The organism is Rhodospirillales bacterium, assembly GCA_016710335.1.
In the GTDB taxonomy this organism is placed as follows: Bacteria; Pseudomonadota; Alphaproteobacteria; order Rhodospirillales; family Defluviicoccaceae; genus JADJXQ01.
Map to the genome: position 1 here is coordinate 469557 of JADJXQ010000002.1, position 12307 is coordinate 481863.

At 67.4% G+C, this 12307-nt stretch carries 12 protein-coding genes; 3 read left to right on the forward strand and 9 right to left on the reverse strand.

Going from position 1 to position 12307, the window contains the following annotated elements:
- Positions 1–180: 180 nt before the first annotated feature.
- From IPM60_05455 to IPM60_05465, 3 genes are read left to right on the forward strand one after another with little or no spacing between them, the layout of a single operon-like run.
- On the forward strand, positions 181–2241 hold the full coding sequence (locus IPM60_05455; GenBank protein ID MBK8907350.1) for a 4Fe-4S ferredoxin: 2061 nt from the start codon (positions 181–183) through the stop codon (positions 2239–2241).
- A gap of 10 nt (positions 2242–2251) precedes the next feature.
- On the forward strand, positions 2252–3262 hold the full coding sequence (locus IPM60_05460) for a hypothetical protein (protein MBK8907351.1): 1011 nt from the start codon (positions 2252–2254) through the stop codon (positions 3260–3262).
- A 22-nt stretch (positions 3263–3284) separates the two neighbouring features.
- Positions 3285–3488, forward strand: a complete 204-nt coding sequence (locus tag IPM60_05465) for a hypothetical protein (GenBank protein MBK8907352.1) — start codon at positions 3285–3287, stop codon at positions 3486–3488.
- Between the two features lie 91 nt (positions 3489–3579).
- Here IPM60_05465 and IPM60_05470 read toward each other — a convergent pair whose 3' ends face one another.
- The 9 genes from IPM60_05470 to IPM60_05510 form a co-directional block, all read right to left on the reverse strand.
- Entirely contained in the window at positions 3580–3921 is a 342-nt protein-coding gene (locus tag IPM60_05470) for a hypothetical protein (GenBank protein ID MBK8907353.1), read from the reverse strand.
- A gap of 78 nt (positions 3922–3999) precedes the next feature.
- Positions 4000–4401, reverse strand: coding sequence for a hypothetical protein (locus IPM60_05475; protein ID MBK8907354.1), 402 nt, complete (start codon positions 4399–4401; stop codon positions 4000–4002).
- Entirely contained in the window at positions 4394–5413 is a 1020-nt protein-coding gene (locus IPM60_05480; GenBank protein MBK8907355.1) for a phosphotransferase family protein, read from the reverse strand. The genes IPM60_05475 and IPM60_05480 overlap by 8 nt, the downstream gene beginning before the upstream one ends.
- 3 nt (positions 5414–5416) lie before the next feature.
- A complete protein-coding gene (locus IPM60_05485) occupies positions 5417–6619 on the reverse strand; it encodes an acyl-CoA dehydrogenase family protein (GenBank protein ID MBK8907356.1) in 1203 nt (400 codons plus the stop codon).
- A gap of 153 nt (positions 6620–6772) precedes the next feature.
- On the reverse strand, positions 6773–7558 hold the full coding sequence (locus IPM60_05490; protein ID MBK8907357.1) for an SDR family oxidoreductase: 786 nt from the start codon (positions 7556–7558) through the stop codon (positions 6773–6775).
- Positions 7555–9201 (reverse strand): AMP-binding protein, encoded by a 1647-nt coding sequence (locus tag IPM60_05495; protein MBK8907358.1) that lies wholly within the window; start codon positions 9199–9201, stop codon positions 7555–7557. The genes IPM60_05490 and IPM60_05495 overlap by 4 nt, the downstream gene beginning before the upstream one ends.
- A gap of 75 nt (positions 9202–9276) precedes the next feature.
- Complete coding sequence (locus IPM60_05500; protein MBK8907359.1) at positions 9277–11037, reverse strand: NAD-binding protein; 1761 nt, start codon at positions 11035–11037, stop codon at positions 9277–9279.
- A 22-nt stretch (positions 11038–11059) separates the two neighbouring features.
- On the reverse strand, positions 11060–11443 hold the full coding sequence (locus IPM60_05505; protein ID MBK8907360.1) for a hypothetical protein: 384 nt from the start codon (positions 11441–11443) through the stop codon (positions 11060–11062).
- 176 nt (positions 11444–11619) lie between these two features.
- Positions 11620–12183 carry an Hsp20/alpha crystallin family protein gene (locus IPM60_05510; protein MBK8907361.1) on the reverse strand — a complete coding sequence of 188 codons (564 nt, stop codon included), beginning with the start codon at positions 12181–12183 and terminating at the stop codon, positions 11620–11622.
- Positions 12184–12307 lie beyond the last annotated feature (124 nt).

Below are 12307 nucleotides of genomic sequence, written 5' to 3' on the forward strand. Positions count from 1 at the left end.
CTGTGCTACCGTTCGTCACTGCCTGCATTCGGATACATTGCATTTGGGACCGAATGTGCGCCACACCAAGGGCGCACGCCCGCTTGGGGCTGTATTTCGCGGACGGGACCCGATATGTAGGGCGGACCAGCCATAACACACCCCTTCGAGCTTGAAGAGAGGGGCCGGGAGGCAGCGCTGATGAAGGTGCACGGCAGGCGCGTCCTCGTCTGCAACTGCGAACGCACCATGACGCCGGACGCGGCGCGCATTGCGGCGGCGCTGGGCGCCGAGGCTCCCGTTGTTCACTCTCATCTGTGCCGCACCCAGATTGATGCCTTCCGCGAGGCCGTCGGCGGCGGCGAACCGCTGCTCGTCTGCTGCACCCAGGAAGCAGCCCTGTTCGGCGAGGTCGCAGTCGCCGTGCGTCCTGACGCCGACGTGGCGTTCGTCAATATCCGCGAGCGCGCCGGCTGGTCGGCGGAGGGGCGGCGTGCCCACGCCAAGATGGCGGCGCTGATCGCCGAAGCGGCGCTCGACATCCCACCGACGCCGGCGGTGACCATCAAGTCCGCCGGCGTCTGCCTGGTGTACGGGCCTGCGGATGTGGGCATTGCGGCGGCGCGGCGCGTCGCCGGACGCCTCAGCGTCACCTGCCTTGTCAGCGACGGGACCGGCGCGTTGCCTCCGAGCGTCCGAGACGTCGCCCTGTTCGCCGGGCGCATTCGCGAGGCGAAGGGGCACATGGGGGCGTTCGAAGTGGTGGTCGACGGCTTCGCGGTCTGTCGCGCCTCCGCCCGGGAGGCATTAGCCTTCGAGGCCGGCCGGGACGGCGCCCGCTCTATCTGCGACGTGATCCTCGACCTTTCGGGCGGCGCGCCGCTGTTTCCGGCCGCCGACAAGCGCGATGGTTATGTGCGCGCGGAACCGTCGGATCCGGTGGCGATCCAGCGCGCCCTGTTCGATATCGCCGATCTGGTGGGCGAGTTCGAGAAACCCAGATACGTGCGGGTGGATCCGTCGATCTGCGCCCATTCGCGCAATGGCATCGTCGGCTGCACCAACTGCCTAGACGTGTGCCCGACAGCGGCGATCACTCCGGTCGGTGACCATACTGCCGTCGATGCGCCTGTTTGCTCCGGCCATGGCGCTTGCGCCTCGGTATGCCCGACGGGCGCCATCGTGTTCGACCTTCCGCGCGGCCCGGCCCTGTTCGAGCGGCTGCGCGTATTGACCCGCACCTATCGCAATGCCGGCGGCGGCGACATGGTGTTACTGATCCACGACCCGCGCCACGGCGACGAGATGATCGACATCATTGCCCGCACCGGCGGCGGCCTGCCGGCCAACGTGGTGCCCTTCCCGGTGACCGAGATCACCATGGTCGGGCTCGACCTCCTGCTCACCGCGCTGGCCTACGGTGTCGCGCAGGTGCGGATCCTCGCGGCGCCCGAGCATCGCGACGCGCTGGATCCGCTGCGTCGCCATGCCGAGTTGGTGGAGACCGTGATGACCGGCCTCGGGTACGTCGGCAACCGGATTGTCATCGGGGAGGCAGCGGATCCGGGCGATCTGGAACGGGACCTGGCCGAGCCGCCGCCGCCGTCGCTGGCGAACCCCGCCACCCACCGCGTCACCGGCGAGAAGCGCACCACGCTCACTCTCGCTCTCGACCATCTCCGTCGCGACGCTCCGGAGCCGGTCGACGTGCTGGCCCTGCCGGCGGGGGCGCCGTTCGGGGAAGTGCGGCTCAGCCTGGACCGGTGTACGCTGTGCCTCGCCTGCGTCGGCGTCTGCCCGATGGCGGCGCTCGGCGACAACCCGGATCGCCCGCAACTCACGTTCACCGAGATCAACTGCGTGCAATGCGGGCTTTGCCGCAACACCTGTCCGGAGAACGCCATCGCGCTGACGCCGCGGCTGAACTTCGCGGCAGGTGCGAGGAGGCCCGCCACCCTGAAGGAGGAAGCGCCGTTTCACTGCATCCGCTGCGGCAAGCCGTTCGGAACGCAGTCGACCATCACCCGCCTGGTGGAGCGGCTGGCCGGCCACTCCATGTTCGCCGGCGCCGGTCGTATCGATGCAATAAAAATGTGCGAGGACTGCCGGGTCATTGCCCAGTTCGACGCGCCACAGCCAATGGCCGGCGGTCAACGGCCACGGCCGCGGACGACGGACGACGACCTGCGCGAGAGGGAGCGAGACCAGGTGGAGAAACAGCGCGCCGCCGGCATCGACCCTGCGGACAAGACCACGACCTGAAGGAAAAGCGATGCGAGACTTCTGGCTGAGGTCCGGGTTTCATCTGTTGGATCGCAGCGGCAACGGTCGCCTGGTGGTGACCGATGACTTCCTCCGCGCCTACTTCTGCCGGCCCGAGATCCGGCCGATCGAGACGTCCTGCGCAACCGAGCGGGCGGTTTTTGCGGATCTGATGGAGGACCCGCGCCTTCCGGTCCCGGATGCGCGTCTCAAGTCCTTCGGAGACCAGGACACGGCGGAGAACTACCGGATGCTGCTCGCGTTTCGCGACCGGCTGTTGCGCCATGGCACGCTTGAAGGCTTCTATCTGGACTTCGTCCGCCATCCGCAGAGCACGATCCTGCCACTGTTCGTCGACCAGGTGGTGCAGGCCATCCTCCGCGGCATGCTGCACGACTGCGACGATCCGTTGCGGCTGCGAGCCGCCGAGTTGTTCTTTCGCATCCAGTGCGTCACCATCGACAGCGGTGCGATCCTGATGGCGGACGAGGAGACGATAGAGATGCGGGCCGCGCATGGGGAGTCCGGCGCAGGGGACGCGCTGGTGGCAGCAACCGCGCCGCCGTCGCGGGTGGAGCTGGACGTGCTCAACGCGGACAATGCCGCAAGCTATTGGGAGCGGAGCGATCGGTTCGACATGGTGTTCGACGCCGGGATGGCGCGCTTCGGACAGGACGCCCTGGCGCGTGTCCTGGAAATATGGGTTCAGCACTTCCTCGGCGTCGCCGTCGCCATTCAGCCGGCGGCGTCGATCCGTGATGAGCGTTGGCGCTGGCATGTAGGCCTGGATTCGCAGGCCAGCGCTGTGCTCGATGATCTGTATCAAGGGCGGGAGGTGGACGAGGCCCGCATGTACCGCCTGCTCGGCCTGTTCCAACTCCGGTTCAAGGACCGGCGCACGGTCAGCCCCGAGATGGACGGCCGCCCGGTCTACCTCGCCATGGCGATGACCGAAGACCACCGCTTTCGCCTCAAGCCGCAGAACCTGTTGGTCAACCTGCCACTGGTGGCGGCAGTCTGATCCGGACAAAGGAAAACAGCCGATGAACGAAGACGCCCTCAACATGAGCGTGCGCAAGTTTCTGAAGACCATCGGCGTCACCGCGCAACGCGAGATCGAGAAAGCAGTACGCAGCGCAGAGGAGAACGGAAGCTTGCCGGACAGCCCGCTCACCGCCCAGGCCAGCATCACCGTGGCCGGGGTCGAACTGGAGGTCATCGTCAACGGCAAAATCGAGACACGCTGACGACCGACAAGCGCGTCGACACCGGATGGATGGACGCGTCAGAGCGGCTCGGCGGCCGATTGAGGATCGCGAGCGCCGTCGCCTCGCCCAATCAGGAGACGCGGGTGCCGCCGGGCCGGTATGCGGCGAGATGCTCGCTGAAGGTATAGGGATCGACGCCGTAGATGATTTCGAACTGCATCTCGGCCCAGGAAATGCCGCCGTGGCCGAACTGCTCGCAGAGCAGGTCGGTGAGGGCCATCGGAGCCCCGGCCGCTCGGTCCTGGAGAACGCCGCTGCGCAATCCGTCGACGATGGCCGCGTGAACCTTCAGCGCCGCCTCGACGGTGACGCCGAGCGGCTTGCTCATCGCGGGAGCGGACGCCGCCGCCGGCCCGCGCGGCCTTGGCGACGGGCGGCCCTGAGACGAGCCGGGGAACGGAATGACGACCATGTGCGCGTTCTCGCATAAGTGGTGCTCCCGCTCATAATGACGGGCGAACCGTATAGGATTGGTGAACGCGCACTGTATTCAGCGGGAGCCCAGCACCTTCGGATTGGAGACCGCCAGTTGATCCGCGATTGTGAGGCGGAGGTGCGCCCGAAGCGCCGCCCCGCGCTCGGGCCCGCTAAAGCTGCCGGCGCGGATGTCCCGGGCCAGGCGTCGGTTGGCGGTCTCCAGAGCGCGGACGAGTCCGGCCCGAGTCGCGGGCTCCGGTTGCGGCGCCGATTCGTGGTAGAGGCCGGCGAGACGCTGCAGTTCGGCCCGCAAGGGCGTGGTGTCGGCCTGGGCTTCCCGCGCCGCGATGCCGATGGCGTTGGCCACCATCAGCGCCTCGTAGCGACAGTCCGCCGGCAGACGCGGCAGCAGACGCTCGCGCAGCACCTTCAGCGCCACCTCAAGAAGTTCCGCGCCGGACGGCCGTTCAGGCATGAACCCCCTCCTCCGTCATGTCGAGGATCTGCAATTCGAGTTCCGGGACGATGTGGCCGGTGAGCGCCAGTTCGAGCGACGTCTGCTCGCCGGAGAGGTGACGCGTGGCCTGTTGCAGGGCGATGACCGCCCAGCGCATGTGGGCCATCACCTCCCAGTACCCAATGCGATCGCGCTCCAGCGTCCGGCCCGCAACCTGTTCGTAGCCGTCGCAGAAGGCGTCACGGGTGCCGATGCCGCCCGCCGGCCGGTCCACGGCGCCGAACCGCCAACACCGGGCGCAGAACCAGCCGACGTCCTCCAGCGGATCGCCCCAGTCGGCGAACTCCCAATCCAGGATTCCGGTGATGCCTGACTCGTCGACCATGTAGTTGCCGGTTCGGAAGTCGCGGTGGCACAGCACCACATCGCCGGCCGGCGGGGCGTTCCGCTCCAGCCACTCGAGCCCCAGTTCCAGCGCCGGCCGCGGCTCGCCGTGGGCATCGAGGTGGGCGCGGTAGTCGCCGACAGCCTCCAGGGCCGGCGGCTCGTCGGGGACCTTCAAAAAGGCTAGGTCGGGCCGCGGCGGGCGGATCGAGTGAATGCGCGCCAGTTCGCCGCCGAGGCGGTTTGCGAGCGAGGCGCGATCGCCGCCGAGGCTGTAATCCTTGACGATGCGATGGCCGGCGGCGACGCCCCGCACCCGCCGCATAACGAAAAACGGCCGCCCCAACACGGCCGGATCGTCACACAGCCACAGTGGCTCCGGCACCGTGACCCCGGCCTCGTGGGCCGCCTTGAGCAGGAAGAACTCCTCGCGGCGGTCGTGGCTGACCGCCGGCACCGCGTCCGGATCGGCGCGCACCACCACCTCCAGCCGGCCGGCGAACGGGCCGCCGGCGATGTCGGCGTCGGCGCGCCAGTTGTCCTGGATGGCGCCGCCCGGCATGCGCTCCAGCGCGGCGATGGCGACACGATCGGCGCCGGCGGCTTCGGCGAGAAAACGTTCCAGTTGTTCCTTGCGGTCCTCCATTGCCTAGACGCCCCACCGCCAGAAGTCGCGGCCTTCCTTCATGAAGAACCGGCTGAGCACCATCTTGTGGACCTCCGAAGCACCGTCCACCAGGCGGGCCTGGCGGGCGTAGCGGTACATCCATTCGAGCAGCGTATCCTTGGAGTAGCCCTTGGCGCCGCACAACTGGATGGCCGTATCGACCGCCTTGTGCAGGGTGTCTGCGACATGGACCTTGGCGATGGAGATCTCCTTGCGAGCGAAGTCGCCCTGATCCAGCTTCCAGGCGGCGTGCATGGTCAGCATCCGCCCGATCTGGATGTCCATTGCAGCCTCGCCCAACAGCCACTGCACCCCTTCATGATCGACCAGCTTCATGCCGAAGCTCTCGCGCTCGCGGACGTAGCCGCCGGCGATCTCCAGCGCCCGTTTGGCCATGCCAAGCCAGCGCATGCAGTGGGTGAGCCGCGCCGGACCGAGGCGGATCTGGGTCACCTTCAGGCCGTCGCCGACCTCAAGCAGCCGGTTATCGTCGGGGATCTCGAGCCCGTCGTAGACGATCTCGCAGTGGCCACCGTGCTCTTCCGGGCCCATGATCGGGATGCGCCGCTCGATGCGCGCGCCCGGCTGGTCGGCGTGGTAGAGGAAGGCCGTAAGGCCATGGCGGCGGTCGTCGGAAGTGCGGGCGATCAGCACCACATGCTTCGCGCCCTCGGCGCCGGTGATGAACCACTTGCGGCCATGCACCACCCACACGTCGCCGCGGCGCTCGGCGGTGGTCAGCATCGCCGACGGGTCGGAGCCGCCGCCGGGCATCGGCTCGGTCATGGCGAAGGCGGAGCGCACCCGGCCATCGACGATGGGCTGCAGCCAGCGGTGTTTCAGATCCTCCGTCGGCAGGACTTTGTCCAAGAGCATCATGTTGCCGTCGTCGGGGGGCGCCGAGTTGAAGACCACCGGTCCGAATGGCGAGCGCGCCATCTCCTCGTAGCAGGCCGCCATGCCGACAAAGCCGACGCCGGCGCCGCCGCGCTCCTTCGGCATCTGCAGCGCCCACAGCCCTTCGGCGCGAGCGCGCGGGCGCAGGCCGGCGAGCGCGGCCTCGGAGATCATGCCGTGGTGGTCGAAATTGCCGGCGTGCGCTTCGAGCGGCAGGACATGCGCGGCCACGAAGGCGCCGATGCGCCGGCGAATGTCGTCGACCTCGGACGTCAGCGTATAGTCCATATGCTCCTCATTTCGTCGCGTGCCGGCGATGGTTCAGGCTGATGTTTGTTCGGAGAGCCCCTGCCCTCACCTTCCCGCTCCCGCGGGGCGTTCCCTCTCCGCAAGATCGGGAGGGGTATGTAGATTTCCGAAGCCGGGTGAGAAGTGGGTGCCTCACAGGGAGCTCACCAAGTGACCGCCGTCCGCCACCACGACCGTGCCGGTCATGTAGCGGGACGCGCTGGTGGCGAGCAGCAGCAGCGGCCCGTCCAGATCATCCAGCGCGCCGAGGCGGCGTTGCGGGATGCGCTTGACGAGCGCCTGCCCGGCCGGCGACGCAAAGAAGTCGCGGTTGAGGTCGGTTTCGATGTAGCCGGGAGCGAGTGCGTTGACGCGGATGCCGTGCCGCGCCAGCTCGAGCGCCAGCACCCTGGTCATATGGATCACGCCAGCCTTGGCAATGGCGTACGGCGCGACGCCGGCGGCAACGCGCAGTCCCAAGATCGATGCGATGTTGACGATGACCCCGCCGCCATGCTCCCGCATACGGTCCGCCGCGCCGCGCGCCATCAGCCACGCGCCCTTCAAGTTGGTGTCGACCACCCGATCCCAGTCGTGTTCGTCGACCTCCAGGGCCGGCTTGGTCAGAGCAACGCCGGCGTTGTTGATCAGGACGCGCGGCGGCCCGAAGGCTTTTTCCGCCCAAAGCACGCCGCGCCGAACGCTGTCGGCATCCGTCACGTCCATCTCGACGGCGATCGCCTCGCCACCGGCCGCGGATATGTCGGCCGCCACCGCATCCAGCGCGTCGAGCCGGCGCGCCGCCAACGCCACACGAGCACCGGCGCGGGCAAGAAGGTGCGCAAAGTGCCGGCCAAGACCAGAAGACGCTCCGGTGATAAGAGCGCACTGGCCGTCCAGGCGAAGGTTGATCAGCGGCTCGGACACGTCTCGGGTCATTGCGCTTTGGCCCGCTCGCGCAGCACGAACTTCTGGATCTTGCCCGTCGAGGTCTTGGGAAGGGGGCCGAACACGACCTTGCGCGGCACCTTGAACGACGCCAGATGTTTGCGGCACCAGGCGATCACGTCGTCGGCGGTCAACGGATCCCCGCCCGGCGTCGCCGTCACGAACGCGCAGGGCGTCTCGCCCCACTTGTGATCGGGTGCGGCAACCACCGCCGCCTCCATGATCCGCGGATGGCGATAAAGGACCTGCTCGATCTCCAGCGACGAGATGTTCTCGCCGCCGGAGATGATGATGTCCTTGGAGCGGTCCTTCAGCTCGACATAGCCGTCGGGGTGCATCACGCCGAGGTCGCCGGTGTGGAACCAGCCGCCCCGGAACGCGGCGTCGGTCGCCTTCGGGTTTTTGACGTAGCCCTTCATGATGGTGTTGCCGCGGAGATAGATCTCGCCAAGCGTCTCGCCATCCGCCGGCAGTGGCTGATCGCTCTCAGGGTCGGCCACGATCATGCCGGCAAGGGTCGGATACGGTGCGCCCTGGCGCGCGATCAGGGCCGAGCGCGCCGCCAGATCCAGCTCTTCCCACTCCGGCAGCATCATGCAGTATGTCGCCGGGCCATAGCTTTCGGTCAGCCCGTAGAGGTGGGCGATACGGAACCCCATCGCTTCCATCGCCTCGATCACCGCCGGCGGCGGAGCGGCCCCGCCGGTGGCGATGTTGACGGTGCGGCCGGAGACGCGCGCGAGGGGCGCCTTTTCCGCCTCCGAAGCGTGGATAAGCATGGTCAGGACCACCGGCGCGGCGCAGCAATGAGTGACGCCGTGGTCGGCGACGGCCTGGAAGATGGGCGCGGGCTCGACGCGGCGGAGACAGACGTGGGTCGCCGCCACAGCGGTCACCGCCCACGGATAGCTCCAGCCGTCGCAATGGAACATGGGCAGGGTCCAGAGGTAGGCGCTGGTCGGCCGCAGTCCGACCGTCAGGGCATTGCCGAGGGCGTTCAGGAAGGCGCCGCGATGGTGGTAGACGACACCCTTCGGGTCCCCTGTGGTGCCCGAGGTATAGCTCAGCGAAATCGCCTGCCATTCGTCGGCAGGGGTCGTGAAAGGCGCCGCGGGGTCGCCCTCGGACAAAAAGGTCTCGTAGTTTGTGCCGCCGGAGGCCGGATTGCGTGGCCCGGGCACGTCGTCGACCCAGATGACCTGCGGCGTTTCTCCGGTCATCCGCGTCATCGCGTCTTCGGCCACGGCGCGAAACTCCGTATCGACGATGAACACCCTGGCCTCGCCGTGATCCAGGATGAACGCGACGGCCGCCGCATCGAGGCGATAGTTTATGGGGTTGAGCACCGCGCCGGCACCGGGCACCCCGTAGTGGCATTCGAGCATGGCGGGGATGTTCGGGAGCATCGCCGCGACCGTATCGCCGGACTTGAGTCCGCGCCGCCGGAGTGCGTCCGCCAGGCGCCGGCAGCGCGCCGCGAAGTCGCCGTAGGACGTGGTGCGGGACTCGTAGATCACGGCGGTGCGTCCGGCGGCCATCGAAGCCGCCCGCTCCAGGAACGAAAGCGGGGTCAGGGTCTCGAAGTTGGCCGGCGTTTTCCCGAGGTGCTCCTCGAAGATGCCTCCTCCGGCCATCGTCCCCTCCTTGTCATCGCTTATGCGGTTTATGCCGTTTATGCCGCGCAGGTTGGCGGGTTCGGCGGCCACCTGTCAACCGTCAGCGGAAAGACGCTCAGCCGGGGCGCGGCTGGCTGCAGCGTGGCGGCGCACGAGCCAGCGCAGCACCAGGCTGCGCGGCTCTTCCACGCCGGTCATCAGGTAGCGGAGCGTGTATGGGTTGGCGAGCGTCGCGTCGACCAAGCGGTATGCCTGGGATCGGCCGCAGAACAGGATCTCGTCGCCCCGAAGAATCCTGTGGTCGATGTCCGGCATGACGCGAATGGCGCCTTGGGAGCGAATAACCAGCGGAACGCAGGCGACGCGCCGGTTGCGATCGGCCGGATCACTCAGGATGTCGTCGAAGGTGATCGCATGGCCCTCGTCGAGGAGTTGGGCAAGGGCCGGCGCCTGCTCTTCCTCGACGCGGACGGTCCACAGCCGCGGCGCAGCCCTGCCGCCGACGGTGTCGTGAAGATCGCGGATCACCGACAACAGGAACTCGTTGTGGCCCTTCGCCTGACTTTCGCGGATCTCGTTGAAGAAGGTGCGCAGCAGCGGCGCCGTCAGGAGGAACAGAATGCGCCGCGCGCTGACCAGAGTGGGCTGCATGATGAGGTCGGCGCGGGCGGCGTCGAACAGCACCTGATTGCGGTGCTGGTTCTGACGGACGAGAACGAAGATCCTGGGGTTCAACGCCCGCGCATTGAGGACCGTGCCGAGGTTGTCGGAATCGCTGTCCGTGCCGACGACGATGCCGGCGGCGTCCTCGATGCCGGCAGCCCGAAGGTTCTTCTGGTTGATGCGGCCGGCGATGATGTCGCGGCCGTTCGCTTCGGTCGGCGGGATGCCGGAACCGATGACGACGGTGGAAATGCCCAGTTCCTGCAGCGTGGCATGGATCGCGCGGCCGAGGCGGCCGAAACCGCAAAGTATCCATTTCCCCCGTGGGACATCGGCGTACATGGCGAGATTCGCATTGGGTGCCCCGATCAGCCATTCGTTCAACATGTGGATGAGAGGATTGTGAATGGTGGCGCCCAGATAGCGGGCGAAGGTGTGGAACGGGTCGACGATGTGGATGTCGCCGCCGAGGGTGGCGAGCGTCTCCTCGTATTCGTCTCTGGTCAACTGGGCAATCACCCGGGCGTGGGGATTGAGCAGCCGGGCGGCGAGCGCCACCTTGGCGTTGACGTCCTCGTCGTCGGTCAGTGCCACCACCGCACGGCACTGGCTTCGCAACAAGCCGGCCTTGATCAGCCGCTCCGGGATGCGCGCGTCCGCGCACAGCGCCTCCGCCGGTACGGCGTAGTCGCGGAGCTTGACGGCATGGATGCGATCCGGGTCGCGATCGAGGATGACTGCCGCAAGCCCTGCGTCGCTCAGGCCGCGGGTCAGCAGGCTGCCGCGGTTGCCGAAACCGCAGACGATGACGAACGGCTCGGTCAGCATCGCAACGCGCTTGGCAAACCCGCGCTCCGCCAAGGCCTGCTGAAAATGCGGGTTCTGGATGAGCTGGATGATGGCGCCGATGGCGTAGACCCAGGCGATCACGCCTGCGTAGAGAGAGACGATCGCCCACATTCTCTGCAGGTCGGTGTAGAGGTAGGGGATCTCCCCGAAGCCGGTGGTGGTCGCAGTGTAGGCCAGGAAATAGAAGGCGTGGAAGAAGCTGAGGGGAACGCCGTCCGGGCCCGGGATCAAGCGCCAGCCGAGCATCGACGCCGCATAGACGGCGACCAACACGAACAGCGGCCGGCGCATGGCCCGCAGCACGATGTAGGGAACCCGGTGCGATCCCGTGAAGCCGGCCATGGGGCGGCGCCCGCAGCGATCCTCAGCGCCGCAGCATCAAGGTCTCGGCGACGAACACGGTGACCGAGATGATGTTGGCGACGAGCGCGCCGGTGGCGAGAGATACGATATGGACGATGTCCTCCGCCGTCACGCCCGGCTCCGCCACGTGCGCCGCGAACGCCCAGATGCCGGTGGCGGCGATGAGTTGCAGATCCGCGACCAGGCTCGTCGCCAGCAACAGCGCGCCGATCTGGGTGCGGTCGCCGAGCTTGAGGCCGGTCGCCACGAGGTTGACGACGACCAGAAAAAAGAACTCGACGACGCTGTGGTGGGTGGGGTTTTCGATGTCGCCGATTACGAAGCCGACGTTGAGGGTCAGCGCCAAGATCAGAAAGAAGCCGAAAAGGACCTTTTCCAGATTCATCAGGCTGTTCCCTTCCCGCTGCTTCCGGCGGGGACCTGCGCGCCCACCATTGCAGGGAACCTTCGCACACACGAGTGCGCGTGTGGAAGACAGTTTGCAGCAGGCGACGCCGTTACCGCATAGCAAGCGGGCCGGCAATCGCCGGCCCGCCGATCCGCCGCTGACGTGCGTCCCGCTTACGCGACCGATTTCTCCGCGGCGTCGGACACCAGCTTCGGCTCCTCGCCGCCGCTGTCGCGGCCCTTGATCTCGATCTTCCTGGCCCTGGCGCGGGCTTCGGGAGACTTGGGCAGGGTGACGGTCAACACGCCGTTCTTGAAACTCGCCTCGACCTTGTCCCCGACAACGTCGACCTCGAACGGAATTGCGCGGCGGAACGAGCCGAACGAGCGCTCGGTGTAGCGGTAGCCCTGTCCGCTCTTCTCGGTTTCGGCCTTCTTCTCGCCGGCGATGATCAGCGCGTTGTCTGCCAGGGTCAACTCAACGTCCTTCTCGTCGATGCCGGGCAACTCGGCGGTGACGACGATTTCGTTCTCATCTTCGGCGACGTCGACCCGAGGGGCTACCGCGCCCAAACCGGCGCCCGTGCGAGCCTGCGCCGGTGCGTTGAAGCCGCGCCAGAAATCCTCGAAGAGGCGATCCACTTCGCGCTGCAACCCGAAGAACGGATGTTCGACATCGCGACGCGCGACGGCCACCTCCCTGTCACGGCTCCATGGGATCAAGTCACGGACATTCAACATCGTTACCTCCTGTTCCCTGTGCGGACCGGGCCGCATCCTCGCCGGCCCCGTTCCGCAGTTGCGGAAACCGCTTCCTCGTGCTCCGCGGGCCGGCCCCTCCGCGGCAACCGGCGATTATTAA